Annotated in this window: 14 protein-coding genes; 3 read left to right on the top strand and 11 right to left on the bottom strand. The window is 61.1% G+C overall.

The window, feature by feature from the left end:
- Window positions 1-486 precede the first annotated feature (486 nt).
- Window positions 487-909: a lipocalin family protein gene (locus tag B5G16_RS10545; RefSeq protein WP_087263705.1), complete on the top strand. Its 423-nt coding sequence runs from the start codon at window positions 487-489 to the stop codon at window positions 907-909.
- A gap of 293 nt (window positions 910-1,202) precedes the next feature.
- Here the strand turns inward: B5G16_RS10545 and B5G16_RS10540 are convergent, their stop codons facing one another.
- From B5G16_RS10540 to B5G16_RS10515, 6 genes are all read right to left on the bottom strand, one after another.
- Window positions 1,203-2,522, bottom strand: coding sequence for an acetyl-CoA hydrolase/transferase family protein (locus B5G16_RS10540; RefSeq protein ID WP_087263704.1), 1,320 nt, complete (start codon window positions 2,520-2,522; stop codon window positions 1,203-1,205).
- Window positions 2,523-2,618: 96 nt separating this feature from the next.
- Window positions 2,619-5,555 (bottom strand): translation initiation factor IF-2, encoded by a 2,937-nt coding sequence (gene infB / locus B5G16_RS10535; RefSeq protein WP_087263703.1) that lies wholly within the window; start codon window positions 5,553-5,555, stop codon window positions 2,619-2,621.
- A gap of 30 nt (window positions 5,556-5,585) precedes the next feature.
- A complete protein-coding gene (nusA, locus tag B5G16_RS10530) occupies window positions 5,586-6,815 on the bottom strand; it encodes a transcription termination factor NusA (RefSeq protein ID WP_087263702.1) in 1,230 nt (409 codons plus the stop codon).
- Between the two features lie 39 nt (window positions 6,816-6,854).
- Window positions 6,855-7,322 carry a ribosome assembly cofactor RimP gene (gene rimP / locus B5G16_RS10525; protein WP_087263701.1) on the bottom strand — a complete coding sequence of 156 codons (468 nt, stop codon included), beginning with the start codon at window positions 7,320-7,322 and terminating at the stop codon, window positions 6,855-6,857.
- Window positions 7,323-7,458: 136 nt separating this feature from the next.
- Window positions 7,459-8,250, bottom strand: coding sequence for an acyl-ACP--UDP-N-acetylglucosamine O-acyltransferase (lpxA, locus tag B5G16_RS10520; protein ID WP_087263700.1), 792 nt, complete (start codon window positions 8,248-8,250; stop codon window positions 7,459-7,461).
- Window positions 8,251-8,259: 9 nt separating this feature from the next.
- Window positions 8,260-9,651 carry a bifunctional UDP-3-O-[3-hydroxymyristoyl] N-acetylglucosamine deacetylase/3-hydroxyacyl-ACP dehydratase gene (locus tag B5G16_RS10515; protein ID WP_087263699.1) on the bottom strand — a complete coding sequence of 464 codons (1,392 nt, stop codon included), beginning with the start codon at window positions 9,649-9,651 and terminating at the stop codon, window positions 8,260-8,262.
- An 87-nt stretch (window positions 9,652-9,738) separates the two neighbouring features.
- Between B5G16_RS10515 and B5G16_RS10510 the strand changes: the two genes are divergently transcribed.
- Both B5G16_RS10510 and B5G16_RS10505 read left to right on the top strand, forming a co-directional pair.
- Window positions 9,739-10,542, top strand: a complete 804-nt coding sequence (locus B5G16_RS10510; protein ID WP_204228082.1) for an energy transducer TonB — start codon at window positions 9,739-9,741, stop codon at window positions 10,540-10,542.
- A 62-nt stretch (window positions 10,543-10,604) separates the two neighbouring features.
- A complete protein-coding gene (locus B5G16_RS10505) occupies window positions 10,605-12,113 on the top strand; it encodes a potassium/proton antiporter (RefSeq protein WP_087263708.1) in 1,509 nt (502 codons plus the stop codon).
- Between the two features lie 56 nt (window positions 12,114-12,169).
- Here B5G16_RS10505 and B5G16_RS10500 read toward each other — a convergent pair whose 3' ends face one another.
- The 5 genes from B5G16_RS10500 to B5G16_RS10475 all read right to left on the bottom strand — a co-directional run bounded on the left by B5G16_RS10500 (window position 12,170) and on the right by B5G16_RS10475 (window position 19,880).
- Complete coding sequence (locus B5G16_RS10500; RefSeq protein WP_087263697.1) at window positions 12,170-12,703, bottom strand: PaaI family thioesterase; 534 nt, start codon at window positions 12,701-12,703, stop codon at window positions 12,170-12,172.
- Between the two features lie 156 nt (window positions 12,704-12,859).
- A complete protein-coding gene (locus B5G16_RS10495; protein ID WP_087263696.1) occupies window positions 12,860-14,062 on the bottom strand; it encodes an MFS transporter in 1,203 nt (400 codons plus the stop codon).
- A 218-nt stretch (window positions 14,063-14,280) separates the two neighbouring features.
- Window positions 14,281-15,264, bottom strand: a complete 984-nt coding sequence (locus B5G16_RS10490) for a serine O-acetyltransferase (RefSeq protein WP_143260872.1) — start codon at window positions 15,262-15,264, stop codon at window positions 14,281-14,283.
- Window positions 15,261-16,220 (bottom strand): cysteine synthase A, encoded by a 960-nt coding sequence (cysK, locus tag B5G16_RS10485; RefSeq protein ID WP_087263695.1) that lies wholly within the window; start codon window positions 16,218-16,220, stop codon window positions 15,261-15,263. The genes B5G16_RS10490 and cysK overlap by 4 nt, the downstream gene beginning before the upstream one ends.
- Window positions 16,221-16,748: 528 nt before the next feature.
- On the bottom strand, window positions 16,749-19,880 hold the full coding sequence (locus tag B5G16_RS10475; RefSeq protein ID WP_162612062.1) for a DUF4906 domain-containing protein: 3,132 nt from the start codon (window positions 19,878-19,880) through the stop codon (window positions 16,749-16,751).
- Window positions 19,881-19,882: the final 2 nt, after the last annotated feature.

The following is a 19,882-nucleotide window of genomic DNA, read 5'->3' as shown; positions in this document are numbered from 1 at the left end:
TCTGACCTTGAAGAGGCGGCGAGCCGTCATTGATATGGCCAACCACCCCAGACCCCTCCTTGAAAGGAGGGGCTTGGACTTTAAGAAAGCCCTTTTACAGGCTTGTGATGATCCTACATCCTGCACGGGGGGCGGTTTCCCGGGGCCGGGGTTCATGGCGGGTCGAGCTTCGGAGGGTGTGTTCTGTTTCGGAATGCATTCCGCCAACCAAGTCTGATAAATACTGGCTTTCAATTTTGCAAAACATTTTCTATCTTTGTTGTGTCGTTGTTGACGACATGACATATTTGGGGGAATTCTATTCATAGGATTGATTCCAATATTCTTACAATATCGCGGACTATTCCGTTCCCGATTGAATTGAAGAGATAGCCGTCTCTGAATCTCATTGTGAACTATAAATGCGAAGGAGGGGGGGATGGCCGGATTTCTATGGAGATGGCCTACTCCAAACGAATCGGCATTAAGACCAAAATTTAGTTTAATATGAAACGCTTTTTTACTTTTCTTTGTTGCGCGGCGGTTCTGACGTGGGTCGGTTGCTCGAAAGACGAGGATAATACCATTGATCTCACGCAACTGGTAGGGACCTGGGAGATGACCCGTATGTATGATGGCGAGGATGGAACCTGGGATAACGAGTACGGTGCCGAATACGGCTTTGTCGTGACGCTTGAATTCCGCGAAGACGGAACCTGTGTGATCAGCCGTCAGGTGAGCGGAAGTTCTCCCTCTGTCCGGTATGAAACCTATGTCGTCGAATCCAATACGATTGTGATTACCTATTCCGGATCGGAGCAGCAGGAGGTGTGGAAAATTCAGAAACTGACGGCAACCGAATTGAATCTTGCTTTCGATTATCCTGGCGAGAACTACACGGATCGAGCCTGCTACAAGCGGATCAGCTGATCGGTGTGCCAGATCTGAAATGCGGAGCCTTTCGAAAAGGCTCCGTTTTTGTTTTTTTGATCCTTTCCCCTTCTCTGAATTCCGCTCCGGAGGGAGGCTCCACCTTTTGGTTTGCGGCCGCAAGGCGTCAGGACTTCTGCTGCTGGGGCAAAAGGGGCGCCGCCGGGGCAAAGCGCTCCCGGGCAGAGCGGTCCGGAACGGGCGGAAATCGCCCCGTATCCCGCCTCAATAGGCACGAAAAACGCCCTCCCGGAGTCCGGGAAGGCGCTTGACAGATGCAGGCTTGAAAAGGCTTATTTGCCCATGTAGCTCTTGATGTAGTGGTGGTGCGATCCCCAGCGCTCGAAGGCGGCGCGGTCGAGCTCCTCCTGTGCCGACGGGTGCGCGATCGAGATCAGCAGGCGCGCACGCTCCTGCATCGACTTGCCGTAGAGATCCACGGCACCGAACTCCGTGACGACCCAGTGCACGTGGAAGCGCGTCGTTACCACGCCGGCGCCGTCCAGCAGCGTCGGGCAGATCTTCGAGACACCCTTGTTCGTGATCGCCGGCATGGCGATGATCGCCTTGCCGCCCTTCGACAGCGAGGCTCCGTAGACGAAGTCGATCTGACCGCCCGCTCCCGACCAGAATTTCGTGCCCAGCGAGTCGGCGCAAACCTGCCCCGTAAGGTCGATCTGCAAGGCCGAGTTGATGGCCACGAAGTTGTCGTTCTGCGAAATCACATAGGGGTCGTTCGTGTAGCCGACGTCCATCATCAGCACGCCCGGGTTGTCGTCGATGAAGTCGTAGACGGCCTGCGAACCCATCAGGAAGGTCGAAACCATCTTGCCCGGATCGGTCTTCTTGGCTTCGCCGTTGATGACGCCCTTCGCGACCAGCGGAAGCACGCCGTCGGCGAACATCTCGGTGTGCACACCCAGATTCTTGTGGTTGCCCAGCTGGCTCAATACGGCGTTCGGAATCGCTCCGATACCCATTTGCAGCGTGGCTCCGTCCTCGATCAGTGCGGCACAGTGGCGGCCGATGGCCTTCTCGACCTCATTCGGCTCCGAGAACTTGGCCTCGATCAGCGGGGTGTCGTCCTCGACGAAGAGGTCGATCTTCGACATCGGGATCATGGCCTGTCCGAAGGCGCGCGGGACGTGTTTGTTCACCACCGCAATGACATAGTCGGCACATTCGACGGCTGCCAGCGTCGCATCGACCGACGTTCCCAGCGACACGTAACCGTGTTTGTCCGGCGGGCAGACCTGGATCATGGCCACGTTGCACGGCACGGCGCCGCAACGGTAGAGTTTCTGTGTCTCGCTCAGGAAGACCGGAATATAGTCCGCATCGCCGCTCTGCGTCACCTTGCGCACGTTCGAGCCCACGAAGAACGAGTCCAGCTGGAATACGCCTTCGAATTTCGGATCCGCATAGGGGGCCGGGCCCTCGGTGTGCAGGTGGTGGATGTGCACGTTCTTCAACTCGCCGGCCTCACCGCGGCGGCACATCGCATTGATCAGGCATTGGGGGGCCGAAGCCACCGAACTCAAATGCACGTGGTCTCCCGATTTGATCACCTTGACGGCCTCGTCGGGAGTGGTGAAATGGATAGGGTTAGTCATTGCTGCCAAAAATTTCTTTATGGTTAGTCGTATCTGTTTGTCAGACTTTCTGCGGGAACGCCGCGCACGGCTCCGGAAGGGGCCGTGCCGCGTCTCTTATTTGCGTTTTACCTCGACCTGTTCGTATCCTTCGACGATGTCGCCGACCTTCACGTCGTTGTAGGACTCGATGTTCAAACCGCAGTCCTGACCGACGGTCACCTCCTTGACGTCGTCCTTGAAGCGTTTCAGGGAGCCCAGCTTGCCGGTGTAGATCACGATACCGTCGCGGATCACGCGGATCGGCGTCGAACGTTGGAGCTTGCCTTCGCGGACGATACATCCGGCGACGGTGCCGACCTTCGAGATCTTGAAGATCTCCATCACCTCGACCGAAGCGACGATCTCCTCCTTCATCACCGGCTCCAACATGCCCTCGATGGCATCCTTGATGTCGTTGATGGCGTCGTAGATGATCGAGTAGAGGCGGATTTCGATCTCCTCCTTTTCGGCCAGCTTGCGCGCCGAGGCCGACGGGCGGACCTGGAAGCCCACGATGATGGCGTTCGAGGCCGCAGCCAGCAGGACGTCCGACTCGGAGATCTGGCCCACGGCGGCGTGGATCACGTTCACCTGTACGGACTCCTTCGAGAGCTTGATCAGCGAGCCCGACATGGCCTCGACCGATCCGTCGACATCGCCCTTGACGATGATGTTCAGCTCCTTGAACGAGCCGATGGCGATGCGTCGTCCGATTTCGTCGAGCGTGACGTGCTTCTGGGTCATGATGCCCTGCATGCGCTGCAACTGTTCGCGTTTGTTGGCGATCTCGCGCGCCGAGCGGTCGTCGTCCATCACGTTGAACAGGTCGCCGGCCTGCGGGGCGCCGTTCAGACCCAGCACCTGCACCGGCGTCGAAGGACCGGCTTCGGTGACCTTCTTGCCGTTCTCGTTGAACATCGCCTTCACGCGGCCCGTGTAGGTCCCCGAGAGGACCACGTCGCCCACGTGCAGCGTGCCGTTCTGCACGAGCACCGTCGAGACGTAACCGCGGCCCTTGTCCAGCGTCGATTCGATCACCGTACCCACGGCCTTCTTGTTCGGGTTGGCTTTCAGGTCGAGCATCTCGGCTTCCAGCAGCACCTTTTCGAGCAGTTTGTCCAGGTTGATGCCCTTCTTGGCCGAGACCTCCTGGTCCTGGTACTTGCCGCCCCACGACTCCACGAGGTAGTTCATCTGCGAGAGCTGTTCCTTGATGTGGTCGGGGTTGGCCTGCGGCTTGTCGATCTTGTTGATGGCGAAGACCATCGGGACGCCGGCGGCCTGCGCGTGGTTGATCGCCTCGACGGTCTGCGGCATGACGTTGTCGTCCGCGGCCACGATGATGATCGCCACGTCCGTGACGGCCGCACCGCGCGCACGCATCGCCGTGAAGGCCTCGTGGCCCGGCGTGTCGAGGAACGTAATCTTCTGACCGTTCAGCTCCACGCTGTATGCACCGATGTGCTGCGTGATACCGCCGGCCTCGCCTTCGATGACGTTCGTCTTGCGGATGTTGTCCAGCAGCGACGTCTTACCGTGGTCGACGTGACCCATCACCGTGACGATCGGCGGACGCGGTACGAGATCCTCCTCCTTGTCCTCCTCGTCGGCGATGGCCTCCTGAATGTCGGCCGAGACGAACTCGATCTTGAAGCCGAACTCCTCGGCCACGACGACCAGCGCCTCGGCGTCGAGCCGCTGGTTGATCGACACCATCAGTCCGAGGTTCATGCACGCCGTGATGACCTCCGTCGGCGAGACGTTCATCATCGTCGCCAACTCGCTCACGGTCACGAACTCCGTGACTTTAAGCGTCGAACGTTCCATCTCTTCGCGTTCGAACTCCTCGTTCATGCGCTCGGCGACGGCCTCGCGCTTGTCGCGGCGGTATTTCGCGCTCTTGCTCTTGGCGCCCTTCGCCGTCAGACGCGCCAGCGTATCCTTGATCTGCTTCGAGACCTCCTCGTCGCTCACTTCCGGGCGCAGGATCGGTTTCGGGGTATTCTTGTTCTTGTTGCGGCGTCCTTCGCCCGGACGGGGCTGATTCTGGCCCTGGCCGCCGCGGTTGTTCGGCCCGCCCTGTCCGTTGCGGTTGTTCGGGCCGCCCTGTCCGCCCGGACCTCCCTGGCTGCCCCGGTTGTTACCCTGTGAGCCGCTTTTCTGGGCCTTGCTGACATCGACCTTCTCCTTTTGGAGGCGTTTGCGCTTGTGTTTGCCTCCCGGCACGAATCCCGAAACATCCATCGTCCCCAGCACCTGCGGACCCGTGAGCGTCACCGTGGCCGGGCGGAAGATGTTGTCCTTCGGCTCCTCGGGCTGCTTTTCCGGAGCCGGTTCTGCGGCCGGAGCCGGGGCGGTCTGTGCCGCGGGAGCCTCCTCCGCCTTATGTTCTGCCGGAGCGGTCGTCGGGCGTGCATCCTCCGTTTTCGCTTCGGCACTCTGCGGCATCTCGGCCTCCCGGGTCGGAGCTGCTGCCGGAGCCGGCTCTTCGTGCTTCACCGTCGGAGCGGCCTGCATCGGCTCGGCGGCCTGTGCAGGTGTCGCGGGTGCTGCCGTTGCAGCGGCCGCCGGGGCCTTCTCGGCCGGAGCGGCAGCCGGAGCCGCCTCCTCGGCCGTTTCCTGCGGAGCCGGGGCCGGCGTGGCCTTGGGTTTGGGCGACAGGTCGATCTTGCCCAGGAACTTCGGTTGCGGGATTTCGTCCTTCACGCTGATGACGTTGCTCTTGATGACCACCTCCTTCTCCTCCTCGCGCTCCTGTTTTTTGGCACCTTCCAACGTGATGGTAGTCTGTTTCAGTGAGATACGCTCGCGGATCGAATCCCGTGCATTGGCTGCGCTGCGGTTGGCGCCGAACTCCTTTTCCAGAACGGCATACGTTTCCGCGTCGACCAGCGTATTGGGCGACCCGTCGTTCTTGATGCCCTTCTTTTGCAGGAAGTCCGTGATGGTGTTCAATCCCACCTTGAACTCCTTGGCAACCTGAATGAGCCTTAATTTTCTTTCATTACCCATATGTCTCTGTTCTCCTTTCTTGCTTGATGGTTATTCGAATTCGGCTTTCAGGATCTCCACGACCTTCTGCGCCTGTTCCAGTTCGAGGTCCGCACGTGCGGCGATCTCCTCCACGGGGAGTTCCAGCACGCTCTTGGCCGTGTCGCACCCGGCGGCTTTCAGCGCGTCGATGATCCATCCGTCGATCTCGTCGGCGAACTCCGTCAGCGCCACGTCCTCCTCCTCGACCTCGCGGTAGACGTCGATGTCGTATCCGGTGAGCATCTTCGACAGGCGGATGTTCAGGCCGCCCTTGCCGATGGCCAGCGACACCTGATCGGGTTTAAGGTAGACCGACGCGGTTTTCTTCTCCTCGTCGATGGTGATCGACGAGATCTTCGCGGGGTTCAGCGACCGCTGGATCATCAGCTGCGGGTTGGCCGTGTAGTTCACCACGTCGATGTTCTCGTTGCGCAGCTCCTTGACGATCGAGTAGATGCGCGAACCCTTCATGCCGACGCAGGCGCCTACCGGGTCGATGCGCTCGTCGTAGGACTCCACGGCGACCTTCGCACGCTCGCCCGGGATGCGGACGATCTTCTTGATGGTGATCAGCCCGTCGAAGATCTCCGGCACCTCCTGTTCGAAGAGGCGTTCGAGGAACTGGCTGGCCGTGCGCGAGAGGATGATGCGCGGCTGGTTGTTGTTCATCTCCACCGACTTGACGATCGCCTTGATCGTGTCGCCCTTGCGGTAGAAGTCGTTGGGGATTTGCTCGGACTTGGGGAGGATCAGTTCGTTCTCCTCGTCGTCGAGGATCAGCACCTCCTTCTTCCACACCTGGTAGACCTCGCCGGTGATGATCTCGCCGACCTTTTCCGAGTATTTCTCGTAGAGGTTGGCCTTTTCCAGGTCGAGGATCCGCGATGCGAGGTTCTGGCGCAGCGACAGTACGGCGCGGCGTCCGAACGACGAGAGTTTGATCTCGTCGGCATACTCGTCGCCGATTTCGTAGGTCGGGTCGATGGCCTTGACCTCCGAGACGGCGATCTGCGTGTTGGGGTTCTCCACGGCGCCGTCCTCCACGACCGTGCGGTTGCGCCAGATTTCCAGGTCGCCCTTCTCGGGGTTGATGATGACGTCGAAGTTCTCGTCCGTTTCGTACTGTTTCTGCAAGGCGTGGCGGAAGACATCTTCCAGCACGCCGATCATCGTCGACTTGTCGATGTTCTTCAACTCCTTGAACTCGGCAAAGTTGCTGATAAGGTTGAGATTGTCCATGGGATGATTATCTTGTTTTTCGTTTTTTGATTTTCCGTCTTACTTGAAGTCCAGCCACTCCTTCGTGTACTTGATTTCGGCAAAGGGGTACGTGCGGCTCACCGTCACCAGTTGTTTGCGTTTCCGGCCCTCGACGGTCTGCTTCTCCTCGTAGGAGAGCGTGATGCCCTGCTCGTCCACGGCGTCGAGTTTCGCGAGGATCTTCACGCCGTTGGCGAGCAGCACCTCCACCGGGCTTCCGACGAGTTTGCGGTACTGGCGCAGCGAGCGCAGCTCCGAACCGATTCCGGCCGACATGACCGTCAGCGAGAAGTCCTCCTCCTCGCGGTCGAGCTCCGCCTCGATGGCGCGGCTCAGCGACGCGCAGGCGTCGATACCCACCGACGTGTCGCTGTCGATCGTCAGTTCTACCTCGTTGCCGGGCGAGCAGCTGCAATCCACGACGAAAAGGTCCGTGTCGGCCAGCATGCGTTCGGCGATGGCTGTTATTTTTTTCGTGTCAATCATAGTCTCCGGTGTGGCTCAATCATGAAATAAGGGGACTCACCGTCCCCTTATCGCTTCGTGCTTTGTCTTTCGACACTGCAAATATAGGAAAAATTTCCGATATACCAATATTTAAGGAAAAAATCGGGATAAAAAATCACGATTCGGCCTTTGCGGCGTAGGGTTTGATGATGCCGCGCTTCGAGTCGCGGATGAATTGCAGGAGCAGGTCGCGTTCGGAGCTCTGGGGAACCTGCCGTTCAACCTCGTCGCAGCCGTTCAGATAGTTCATGCCGCTCTGGAACAGCAGCCGGCAGGCGTCGTGGATCTCTCCGATGCGCTCCGGCGTGAACCCCCGGCGCGAAAGCCCCACCTTGTTGATGCCGGCGAAGCGCAGCGTGTCGTTGCGCACGATGACATAGGGCGGCAGGTCCTGGCTCAACAGCGCACCGCCCTGGACCATCGAGTGGTCGCCGATATGCACCCACTGGTGGATGGCCGCATGTCCGCCGATGACCACCCAGTCGCCGACGTGCACCTCGCCGGCCAGCGAGACGCGGTTGGCGATGACGCAGTGGCTGCCGACCACGCAGTCGTGGGCCACGTGGACGTAGGCCATCAGCAGGTTGTGCGAACCGATGCGGGTGGTTCCCGTGGAGGCGGTGCCGCGGCTGACGGTCACGTATTCCCGGATATCGTTGTAGTCGCCGATTTCGGCCGTGGTTACTTCGCCGTCGAATTTCAGGTCCTGGGGCAGGCACGAGATCGAGGCCGCGGTGTGGATCCGGCAACCCTTGCCGATGCGGGCCCCGTCGTGGATCACCGCACCCGGGCCGATCCAGCAGTCGTCGCCGATGACGACGTCGCCGGCGATGTAGGCGAAGGGTTCTACCGTGACGTTGTTTCCGATCTTCGCGTCGGGATGGACGTAGGCCAAATTGCTGATCATGGCATTCTCTTATTTACGGTTTTTGACGATCTGGGCCATCATGACGGCCTCGCACGCAAGCGTCTCGCCCACGAAGGCCTTGCCTTCGACCACGGCGACGCCGCGGCGGATGGGTTCCAGCAGATGGATTTCGAATTGGAGCGTATCGCCCGGCACGACCTTGCGTTTGAACTTCACGCTGTCGATCTTCATGAAGTAGGTCGAGTAGTTCTCGGGGTCCTCGACGGTGTTCAGCACCAGGATGCCGCTGCACTGCGCCATGGCCTCGACGATCAGCACGCCCGGCATGACGGGTTCTTCGGGGAAGTGTCCCACGAAGAAGGGTTCGTTCATCGTGACGTTCTTGATGCCGGCGACGTCGGTCTTGTCGCAGTAGAAGACCCGGTCGACGAGCAGGAACGGCGGACGGTGGGGCAGCATGCGGCGGATGTCGTTGATGTCGAAGAGCGCCGGCTTGCGGCAGTCGTAGGTGAAGCGGGGCTTCTCGCCGGCCTTGCGGATGGCATGCTTCAACTGCTTCATGAACTCCGTGTTGGCGAAGTGTCCCGGGCGGGTGGCCCACACGCGGCCCTTGATCCGCACGCCGAGCAGTGCGAAGTCGCCCAGCAGGTCGAGCAGTTTGTGGCGCGCCAGCTCGTTGTTGCAGCGCAGTTCGAGGTTGTTCAGGTAGCCCGCCTTGATTTCGATGTCGGGCTTGTTGAAGAGTTTTTTCAGATGGTCGAGCTGCTCTTCCGGGACGGGGTTTTCGACCACGACGATGGCGTTGTCCAGATCGCCGCCCTTGATGAGGTTCATCTTGATGAGCGGTTCGAGTTCGTGCAGGAAGACGAACGTGCGGCAGGGCGAGATCTTGCCGGCGTAGTCGTCGCCGGGGTTGAACGTGGCGTACTGGTTTCCGATGACCTTCGAGTTGTAGTCGACGTGCACCGAGACGGAGAACTCGTCGTCCGGGTAGAGGATGATGGCGACGCCCTTTTCGGGGATCGTGTAGACCATCTTCTCGGTGACGTGGTAGAAGGCGCGTTCGGCCTCCTGCTCTTCGAGACCCGTTTCGGTGATGGCCTGTGCGTAGGCGCAGGCGGATCCGTCGAGGATGGGGGTCTCTTCGGCGTCGATGTCGATGACGGCGTTGTCGACGCCCAGCGTCCAGAGGGCCGACATGACGTGTTCGATCGTATGCACGCGGTAACCGCCGGCTTCGATCGTCGTGCCGCGCGACGTGTCGACGACGTTGTCGCACAGCGCCGGAATTATGGGTTGTCCCTCGATGTCGGTCCGACGGAAGACGATGCCGGTGCCGGCTTCGGCGGGATTGACGGTCATGTTCACTTTCACGCCCGTATGCAATCCCTTGCCCGAGAACGAGATCGGGGCTTTCAATGTTTGCTGTTTGGTTGACATAAGAGGAGTGGCATAATTATATTTGCGCCAAAGGTATAAAATTTTCGTGAAAAAGCCTTATTTTTGCCTGAAATTCCATGCCGATCCATGAGTGAGAAACCCGCCAACCCGCACCCCGGGGCCCCGCGCAGGCCGCGTTTGAAGCTTCCGTTCGACAACCGTCGGGAGGATGCCGGCACGTGGGCCTACGACCATCGTGTCGGGCTGTGCGTGACGTTGATCGCCTATTTGGTGCTGATGATCGTCTTCGTGTCGTCGAAGATCGTCGTCGGGCGCCGCGCCAGCCAGCAGGGGATGTACATCGACTTGCAGACGCTGGCCGAACTGGAAAAGGAGCGCGACCGCCTCGAACGCGAGGTGCGCGAGCGGCAGGAGCAGGACCCCGTCGACTGGCGGAGCATCCGCAACGAGGCCTCGAACGAGCATGCCCTGAACGAGCAGCTGCGCGACGACCGCGGGACGAACACCGCGGCGCTGAACGAGGCGGCGGCCGAGGCCGAAGCGCGCATGCGGGCCAATCGCGAGGCCTATGAGGAGGGTCTGGCCGAGGAGCGTGCGATCCGCGAGCGGCGCGGTCGCGAGGACGGGGCCGAGCATCGGGACCGCAAGGTCAAGGGGCGCGTGACGGTGTCGTTCTCGCTGACGAATCCCGTGCGGACGTCGCGCTGGCTGGAAGTCCCGGCCTACCGCTGCGAAGGGGGCGGGGAGGTTGTTGTCTCCATTACGGTCAACCGGGCCGGCGAGGTCACGGCCGCCCGCATCGAGGAGGGGGGCGACGACTGCATGCGCGAGGCGGCCCTGCGGGCGGCGCGTACGTCGTTGTTCAACATCGACTCTTCGGCGCCTGCCCGGCAGACCGGTACGATCACCTATGTCTTCATTCCGCAGTAGCCCGGATTCGGCTGCAAACAACCTGCTGACGGTATCAAATTTGCAAGGATATGACTCCGCTGATGATCAATATTACAAGTGAAAACGTGGTGCTGGTCGGTGCCTTGCTGCTCTTCGTGGCGGTGATGGCCGGCAAGGTCGCATACCGGTTCGGAGCCCCCGCGCTGTTGCTCTTCCTCGGGGTCGGCATGCTCTTCGGCCTCGATTTCATCTCGTTCCGGTCGGTCGAGATGACGCAGTTCGTCGGGATGATCTCGCTCTGCATCATCCTCTTCACCGGCGGTATGGACACCTCCTTCCAGGAGATCCGGCCCATCCTCGGACCGGGCGTCGTGCTGGCCACGGCCGGCGTGGTGATGACCGCCGTGGTGCTGGCCGGGTTCGTGTGGCTGGTCGCCCCCTGGATGGGGCTGGAAATCTCCTTCCCGCTGGCGCTGCTGCTGGCCGCGACGATGTCCTCGACCGATTCGGCCTCGGTGTTCTCGATCCTGCGAAGCAAGAAACAGGGCCTCAAACAGCACCTGCGTCCGCTGTTGGAGTTGGAGAGCGGTTCGAACGACCCGATGGCCTACATGCTCACGGTGCTGCTGATCAGCGTCCTGACGAACTCTTCGGACGGAAATTCCGGGCTGGGGATGGGCATGGGGCTGGTCTATCTGGTCGTGCAGTTGGTCGTCGGCGCCGTGTCGGGCTATCTGATCGGGCGTCTGGCCGTCTGGACCATCAACAAGATCAACCTCGTCAACCATTCGCTCTACTCGGTTCTTCTGCTGGCCTTCATCTTCTTCGCCTTCGCCTTCACCGATCTGGTGAAGGGCAACGGCTACCTGGCCGTCTATCTTGCGGGCCTCGTCGTCGGAAACCGCAAGATCGTCCAGAAACGGCCCCTGACGGTCTTCTTCGACGGTTTCACGTGGCTCATGCAGATCGTCATGTTCCTCACGCTGGGCCTGTTCGTCAACAGCGACGAACTGCTCCGCCCCGAGGTGCTGATGCTGGGCGGCGCCGTCGGCGTGTTCCTGATCCTCGTGGCGCGGCCCGTGACGGTTTTCGCATGTCTGGCGCCCTTCCGGAACTTTTCGACCAAGGCCCGGCTCTATGTCTCGTGGGTCGGACTGCGGGGTGCCGTGCCGATCCTCTTTGCGACCTATCCGCTGATGGCCGAAATCGAGCATGCCGAACTGCTGTTCAACGTGGTGTTCCTTTCGACGATCATCTCGCTGCTGGTGCAAGGCACGACGGTCAGCGGCATGGCCAACCTGCTGGGGCTGGCCTTCGAGGAGCGCGAATCGGCGTTCAGCGTCGAGATGCACCACGAGGAGATGAAGTCGGCGCTGACGGAGGTCGAGGTCAACGAAGGAATGCTCGGAGCGGGCCACACGCTCAAAGAGATCACGCTGCCGGAGAATACGCTGGTGATGATGGTCTGCCGCGACGGGGCGTATTTCGTTCCGCAGGGAAAGACCGAATTGCAGGTCGGCGACAAACTGCTGGTCATTTCGGACCGCAGCGAGGAGCTCGAAAACACCTACAAGGATATGGGCATCGACGACGTGATGAAACTCCGGTAGGGATCGCACTGTACCGGCACGAAAAACGCGGTATCTCGATCGAGATACCGCGTTTTTCATGAGCGGTCGTCGGGATGCTGCCGGGCCGGGGTTGCGGGTTCCGGAAGCGGATTGCACTCCTCGTCGTCGAGCGAACAGTCGCAGAAGTGGAAATCACGAGCGGCCTTCTCCTTCGGGAAGAGGAAGTAGACGCACGCGGCCTCCGTACAGAGTTGTCCCTGCGTGTCGGTGATGCGCACGCCGATGCGCACGAGGTTGCGCCGCTGCTCCTCGACGTGGGCCCGCAGGACGATGTATTCGTCCGAGGTGTGGATCGGGCGGTGGTAGCGGACCTCCATCTTGGAGGTCACGCCGCTGGTCTGGAACTTCCGGAAGACCACCCAGCTGCTGATTTCGTCGGCCAGCGTGGCCTGGATACCGCCGTGGAGCGTGTCGATCCATCCCTGGAATTCGGGGCGGGGTTTCCAGACGCTGACGATTTCGTCGCCGTCCTCGTAGAACTCCATGCGGAGTCCCTCCGGGCTGTGGGGCGCGCAGCCGAAGCAGCGGTAGCCCTCCATCCCGCGCCACGGGTTGATGATGCGTTTCATGGTGTTGCAGTTTTATCGGTACAAAGATACGGATATTTCTTTCCGGAAGTTGCCGGGAAAAACGAATCCGGGTAGTAATTGTTGTCCGGATGGTCGGGGAACGTGTTGCGTAGGGGCCTGCCGGGACTTGTCCTCCGCAGTCGCGGCCTATCCGGGTCAGCGGAGCCGGTTGCGGAGGAAGCTGCGGCGTGCGTAGGTGAAGAAGAAGATGACCCCCGCGACGTTCACCGCAAAGGCCAGCCAGAAGGCTGCCGAGTAGCATCCGAGGTGCTCGGCGACGCTGCCGCCGCCGATGATGCCGATGCCGACGCCGAGGTCCCACGAGGTGAGGATCGTCGAATTGGCCGTGCCGCGGCGCTCGTGGGGTGCGAGGTTGATGAACATCGTCTGCATGGCGGGGTACATGTGTCCGTTTCCGAGACCGATCATCAGGGCTGCGGCATAGTAGCCGTAGAGGTTCGGCACGGCCGTGAAGACCAGATAGCCGCACAGCGACATCACCATGCCGGCCGAAGCGTTCTGGACGATCTTACCCTCGCGCAGGGATTTGCTGCCCATGAGCCGCGAGAGGATCAGTCCGGCGGCCAGCAGCATGAAGAAGGTTCCCGATCCGGAGGTGATGTGCAGGACCTCCTGGCTGTAAATGGCGATGTAGGTCGAGATGACGCCGAACGAGAAGGCGAAAGCTGCGACGCAGAGCCCCTCGCTCCATCCTTTGAGGAGGATGAAACGGTCGAGCGAGATCTTGCTCTCCTTGCGGATCGGCTGGCGTTCGCGGCAGTGGATGGTCGAGTCGATGGCCAGCCCGATGAAGGCGATCACCAGCGAGAGGGTGAAGAGCAGGTTGAAGTTGTGGATCGTGTGGTAGATGTAGAGCCCGGCCGAGGGGCCGATGGCCATGGCGATGTTGTTGCTCAACCCGTAGTATCCGATGCCTTCCGAGCGGCGTTCGGAGTGGAGGACATCGACGGCCATCGTGCTGCTGGCCACGGTCGTGGCGCCGAAGGGCCCTCCGTGGAGCGTTCGGATGACGGCGAAGAGCACCAGCGATCCCGTGATGAAGTATCCGGCGAAGAGCAGCGCGAAGCAGAAGTAGCAGATCAGCAGGACCTTCTTGCGGGAGAAGCTGTCGACGACGAAGCCGCTGAACGGCCGCACGCACAGCGCCGTCAGGGTGTAGCCGCTCAATACGATGCCGATCATGGCCTTTCCGGCCGAGAAGGTGTCGCGCAGGTAGAGCGGCAGCAGCGGAGCCAGCAGATAGAATGCAAAGAACAGCATGAAATTGGCGATCCACACCTTCACGTAGTTGCTGTTCCAAAGAACGGGTCTCTCCTCTCGAATTTTTGCTTCGGTCATGACATGCGGGGTTTCTTGACGTCGTTCCCGCCCGGGCGGATCCGGAACAGGGCGGGGGATCGGCCGGCCTTGCGGCGTGCGGTCTTGCGGCGGAGGGCGCTCCGACCTGCGGACCGCTCCGATCTTTGAACGTCGCTTTCCGGATGCAAAAATAGCGATTTTGTCGTCATGTTGCACCTCCGGGAGCGGCGAATTGCCGTCGCGGGGGTCGGAAGGGGCTATATGCCCCCTCCGTTTTCGAATCCCGAGACCGTGGCGCGGCCCTGTACGACCCGCGAGTGGGGCGGCAGATCGGTCGTCTGCCAGACGTTGCCGCCGATCACGGTGTCGTGTCCGATCCGCACCCGTCCGAGGATCGACGAGTTGGAGTAGACCACCACGCGATCTTCGAGAATCGGGTGGCGCGGCTCCCGGAGGATGTTGCCCGCGGCGTCGAACTTGAAGCTCTTGGCGCCGAGCGTCACGCCCTGATAGATCCGCACGTGGCTGCCGATGATGCAGGTCTCGCCGATGACGACGCCCGTGCCGTGGTCGATGCTGAAATAGTCGCCGATCTCGGCACCGGGGTGGATGTCGATTCCGGTGGCGGAGTGGGCCATTTCGGTGATCAGACGCGGCAGGATCGGTACGCCGAGCCGCAGCAGGGCGTGGGCGAAGCGGTAGTGGGTCATGGCCGTGAGGGCCGGATAGCAGAGGATTACCTCCTCGTAGCTGGCGGCCGCGGGGTCGCCGTCGAAGACCGCCCTGACGTCGGTGCCGAGCCGGCGGCGCAGCTCGGGCAGCTCGGCAAGGAGCCTTTCGGCCGTCTCCTGCCCGAAGCGTCGGGCCGCGGCGCCGGAGGCGTTGTCCGGGGATGTTCCGGCCGCCGGAGTGGTGTCCGCGACTGCACCTGCCGTCGGGGCGTTGCTTGGGGATGTTCCGGCCGCCGGGACTGTGTCGGAGGTGGTTCCGCGACGGAACGTCGCCAGGGCCCGGGCACTTTGGCGGGCGAGGATCCCGGCCAGCTCCGTGAGCCGGACGTCGAGCGGCCGCGGGTCGAAGTAGCCGTCGAAGATTACGGCGCGGAAGAGCGCGACGGCACGTTTGAGTTCCGCGGCGTCGATACCGGCGCGTGCGGCCGGGGGGATGTGCGGGTCGGGGGTCGTCAGTGTCTCGGCGAGTCGCCGCAGTCGGTTTTCTCCGGAATGGGTGTGCGTGGTCATGGGCGGATGTCGGTTTTGTATTCGTCGAAAGCGTAGAGCAGCGTCGAGAGATAGCGTTCCCCCGTGTCGGGCAGCAGCACGACGATCGTCTTGCCGCGGTACTCTTCGCGTTTGGCCAGTTGCAGCGCCACTCGGGCCGCCGCTCCCGAGGAGATCCCCGCCAGCAGCCCCTCGTGCGACGCGAGCAGCCGCGCCATGCCGATGGCCTCCTCGTCGCTTACGGGAACCACGCGGTCCACGACCTGCGCGTCGTAATTCCCCGGGACGAATCCCGCGCCGATCCCCTGAATCCTGTGCGGTCCCGGGGCGCCGCCCGAGAGTACGGGCGATGACGCCGGTTCCACGGCCACGATCTCCACCTCCGGGTTCAACTCTTTGAGCCGGCGTCCCGTACCGCTTACCGTGCCGCCCGAGCCGACTCCCGCCACGAAGAGGTCGACCCGTCCGTCGGTGTCGCGCCAGATCTCGTCGCCCGTCGTTCGGTAGTGTTGCTGCGGGTTGTCGGGGTTCTCGAACTGTTGCAGGATCACCGATCCCGGAATCTCCTCACGCAGCTCCCGGGCCCGGTCGATGGCCCCCGTCATCCCCTCGGCTCCGGGTGTGAGGACCACCTGCGCGCCGTAGGCGGCGACGAGCCTCCGGCGTTCGATGCTCATCGTCTCGGGCATCGTGAGGATCAGCCGGTAGCCTTTCAGTGCGCTCACGAGCGCCAGTCCTACGCCGGTGTTCCCGCTCGTGGGCTCGATGATCGTGTCGCCGGGGCGGATTTCGCCGCGGGCCTCGGCCTGCTCGACCATGGCCAGAGCCACGCGGTCCTTCACGCTTCCCGCGGGGTTGAACGACTCGACCTTTGCCACGACTCTCGCCACGGCCCCGGCTTCGCGGGCCAGGCGCGAGAGTTCCACCAGCGGCGTACGGCCGATGAGTTCCAATGTCGAATGTGCGATTTTTTCCATCTGGTTTCGGTTTTGGATACGAAAACGGGGCAACAGTGCGAACCTGCTGCCCCAATTCCGATGCGGATATGGTTGAAAATGTGATTTACCGTTGTTTCGATCCGGAATCTCTCCCGGCAGCAGGCACGATGCGGCGGCAACGACAACAGTTCGCTGCACAACAACACATCGTATGGTTCAGACTTGCCGGCATGGTTCGTTGTTTTCAGGATCGGCAACAAATATAGGCATTCGGAACGGAAAATCCAAATCCGCGGTCCGGGAATCGGAGTAAATTCCCTTCCGACCGGCTTTCCGACCGGCTTTCCGACCGGCTTTCCGACCGGCTTTCCGACCGGCTTTCCGACCGGCTTTCTGACCGGCTTTCCGACCGGCCTATGCCCGTCTCGCACCCGTCTCGCACCCGTCTCGCACCCGTCTCGCACCCGTCTCACACCCGTCTCGCACCCGTCTCACACCCGTCTCACACCCGTCTCACACCCGTCTCACACCCGTCTCACTCCCTGCTCCCTGCTTTCCGCCCGGGGGCTACTGGACGTCGCGGACGCAACGGATTGTTTTCGCTTCACTCGGCTTGGAGATCGTAATGTGGTTGCTCGTCGCATACCATGAGATCTCCGTGTCGTATTGCTTTCCGAGCGTTCCGAAGGAGTAATAGGTGTTTACCAGCGTGTAATTCCCCGACCACCAGTTCGGATTTACGTCCGAGGTGATGTAGTTCGACATGAGGTTCGCTTCCCGGATGTTCGGCACCCGGTATCCTTCGGGACAGGGCGACTCACCCCGTTCGATCATCTGCTTCAAGGACTGGTAAGTTCCCGTATAGGAGACGGCCGGACCCGTTTCGAATGACGAGTACAACCGTGCCGATTCCGAATATTCGTTTCCGGGTTCCAGCTCCCGCGTCGTATAGTAGCGGATCGAGCGTTTGTTGATCCGCGAGACGTCGAACCGGTATACCGAAGAGGAGGAGTTGTTCTCCTGCACCTTCTCGAAGATGATCGAATACTCGGGAATCGTGTTGGCATCGTTGAGTTTCGCGATGGCTTCGGCCTCGTCGGCGGGATCCATGCCCAGGTTGCGCACGCAGCGCACCGTATAGCGTCCCGGTTTGCCCTTTTCTCCGGTGCTGTATTGCTGGTAGGCACTTGTCGAGAGCCCCTCTTCGGCCCACAGCATCGTCGGATAGTTCACCGGATCCGATGTTCCCCAGCGGGTGCTGCTGATGATGTGCCGGCGCCACAGCTGGGTGCCGTAGGCATCCGTATCGTCTTTTCCGTAGTCGTTGTTCTTGTCGTAGAGCTGCGCTTCGGCCGAGATTCCCTGATCGCCGGCATAAAGGGCCGACAACTGCTGGATCGACGCTATGTACCACTTGACCTCCGCAGCGTCGATGATTCCGTTTCCGTTGTTGTCGCGGTTGCGCATCAGGCAGGTGTAGCGGGCCGTGGCTATCTCGTCGTCATCTTTGAGGAAGAGATAGGCGTGGTCGTTTTCGCGGTTGAAATCGAGGTAGCTGTCCCAGCGCTTGTAGGAGAAGTTTCCGGATCCGTCGGTGAGTTCCCAGAGGCGTCCCGTATTGTAGAGTCCGTTCGTGCGAGAGGTGTTTCCGGCATTCTCGTTGTTGTATGAGGTCGTTCCGTGGCGTTCGGTGCGGTTGTAGAACCACAACTTTCCCTCCGTTTCGTCGATCGACTCACCGCCCCAGGCCGTATGGATGGTTTCGCTGGTGGAGTCGAAGATCGACTGGATCGAACGCTGGCGGATGGTTACCACGCTGCCCGTGGCCGAACTGTCGCCGTCGGGGCTGAACTGCGTGTCGCAGAGGATGTGCATCGTGCGGTTGGGCTGGTTGACGAACTCCTTCCACAGCGTGGCGCGCACCTCGTCCGAGATGGGGTCGCGGTCGTAGTAGAATTCGTCGACGAAGATCGTGGCGTAGATTCGGTAGCGGGTATAGATCTCCGGATGGTCGGGATAGCGTTGGCGGAGCTCCTCGTCGATCTCTTTGCGGAAGGCGTTCGTACGGCCGTTGTCGAAGCGGACCTTCTGCTCGCGGATGTAGTTGCAGAACTCCATGACGTCCATCACCGTGTCGGGGTTGTACGTACGGTTCCGCCGGCTGTATTGCTCCGAAGTCTCGATGTCGTTCACAAGGAAGCTCACCCACTTGTAGTCCAGACCGTTGGGGACCTCCACACCGTCGATGATCTCCGGCATGCCTTCCCGTCCGAAGGGGGTCTTGACATACCAGGTGACGTCCTCCGGGGTGATGTACTCCTGATCGAATGCGAAGACCCGCTGTCCGTAGTGGGCGTCGAAGGTGTAGATCGACTCCTTGGCGATGTAGACGTGTCCCATGGCGCCCGATTCGTTCTCGATGCCCGTTTCGACCTCGACCTGGATGTTCTTCACTCCCTTGACGGTGATCGTATAGGTGTAATGCGTGTTGCGCTTCACCCGGAAGTCGTCCACGTCGCGGCCGATGTCGCCCAGATGGATGTAGTAGATCACCGATGCGCTGAGCGTCTGATCCTTGGCGTCGTCATCCACATTGACATTCATCGACACCTCGCCCTTGATGACCAGATAGGTGGATGTTTCCGGGGCATACTCCCACAATCCGTCGGTGGTGTCATAGGCTCCCGTATTGTCGTCCTTGATGCGCCGGTCGCGCTGGTGATACTCCGTGACGGTCTGCTTGGATGCCGGGCGGTTTTCGTACATGTAGAACGAGAAACCGTAGACGGGAGCCGTCACCGTTTCGGAGGTTCCGTCGCTGGTCTCGTAGGAGTAGGTCTCCTCGGTTTCGGTCTCGAAGTTGATCGGGTCGCTGTCGAAATAGCCCGTATCGGCATCGTGTCCTCCCTCCGCGGCGACGGCGTGTTCGAGCAGGAAGCAACCCTTCGGCAGGTTGACCACCTGCCACGAATCGGGCGTGAAGTCTTTGAGCACCTCGACGGTCGAACCGCTCTGACTTTCGACCCGGGTTTCGTTGCCTACGGCCGCCCGGATCTGGACCTCGATCTTGGCATCGAGCCGTGTCAGCGGGATCTTCACCCGCTGGTTTGTTGCGGAGGTGATGCCGCTGCTCGTGATGGTGATGTTTTCGGCGCTTCCGGTCATGGCGAACGAACCGTTGCGCGAGGTGATCTCCTGATTGAGCAGCACGGTCAGCGCTTTGAGTTCATCGAGCGTGCGGATGAAACTGAACTTCTCGGGCGAGATGTTCAGCATGTCGGTGTCGAGGTTCGACACCAGGTACAATATACCTCCGGTGAGCTGCGGCACCTTCATGCGGATGGTTCCGGTGGTGGTTCCCGTGTCGTCCATGCGGTTGTTCACCATCCAGCAGTTCGTATTGGCGGCGACGACCTCGTCGCGGGTCGCGCGTTTGTTCTCGCTGTCGAAATAGTGCCCGTAGACGCGCTCTCCGGCGCTGTTGAACAGGAAGACGTAGAGGTTCGAGACGCGGGCCTCGGCGATCGGGCCGAGGGTCGATCGGGTCGTGATTCGGATCGGGTCGTAGTCCGTATGCGCGAAGTCGAGCGTCGTCCATACGTCGCCCTCGCCGACCTGTGCCGGGTCGAGCTCCGGATCCTTGACGCAGCCGCCCGCCAGCAGGCTGCAAAGCAGAAAACAGCGTATGAGTCGTTTCATAT

The organism is Alistipes sp. An66 (assembly GCF_002161445.1).
In the GTDB taxonomy this organism is placed as follows: Bacteria; Bacteroidota; Bacteroidia; order Bacteroidales; family Rikenellaceae; genus Alistipes; species Alistipes cottocaccae.
Note: the sequence above shows the minus strand (reverse complement) of the source record. Positions and strands in the feature narration are given on the sequence as shown.

Bases quoted from the DNA above. Each gene is read 5' to 3' on its own strand.
- B5G16_RS10545 (WP_087263705.1), top strand. From the start codon at position 487: ATGAAACGCTTTTTTACTTTTCTTTGTTGCGCGGCGGTTCTGACGTGG.
- B5G16_RS10540 (WP_087263704.1), bottom strand. From the start codon at position 2,522: ATGACTAACCCTATCCATTTCACCACTCCCGACGAGGCCGTCAAGGTG.
- infB (WP_087263703.1), bottom strand. From the start codon at position 5,555: ATGGGTAATGAAAGAAAATTAAGGCTCATTCAGGTTGCCAAGGAGTTC.
- nusA (WP_087263702.1), bottom strand. From the start codon at position 6,815: ATGGACAATCTCAACCTTATCAGCAACTTTGCCGAGTTCAAGGAGTTG.
- rimP (WP_087263701.1), bottom strand. From the start codon at position 7,322: ATGATTGACACGAAAAAAATAACAGCCATCGCCGAACGCATGCTGGCC.
- lpxA (WP_087263700.1), bottom strand. From the start codon at position 8,250: ATGATCAGCAATTTGGCCTACGTCCATCCCGACGCGAAGATCGGAAAC.
- B5G16_RS10515 (WP_087263699.1), bottom strand. From the start codon at position 9,651: ATGTCAACCAAACAGCAAACATTGAAAGCCCCGATCTCGTTCTCGGGC.
- B5G16_RS10510 (WP_204228082.1), top strand. From the start codon at position 9,739: ATGAGTGAGAAACCCGCCAACCCGCACCCCGGGGCCCCGCGCAGGCCG.
- B5G16_RS10505 (WP_087263708.1), top strand. From the start codon at position 10,605: ATGATCAATATTACAAGTGAAAACGTGGTGCTGGTCGGTGCCTTGCTG.
- B5G16_RS10500 (WP_087263697.1), bottom strand. From the start codon at position 12,703: ATGAAACGCATCATCAACCCGTGGCGCGGGATGGAGGGCTACCGCTGC.
- B5G16_RS10495 (WP_087263696.1), bottom strand. From the start codon at position 14,062: ATGACCGAAGCAAAAATTCGAGAGGAGAGACCCGTTCTTTGGAACAGC.
- B5G16_RS10490 (WP_143260872.1), bottom strand. From the start codon at position 15,264: ATGACCACGCACACCCATTCCGGAGAAAACCGACTGCGGCGACTCGCC.
- cysK (WP_087263695.1), bottom strand. From the start codon at position 16,220: ATGGAAAAAATCGCACATTCGACATTGGAACTCATCGGCCGTACGCCG.
- B5G16_RS10475 (WP_162612062.1), bottom strand. From the start codon at position 19,880: ATGAAACGACTCATACGCTGTTTTCTGCTTTGCAGCCTGCTGGCGGGC.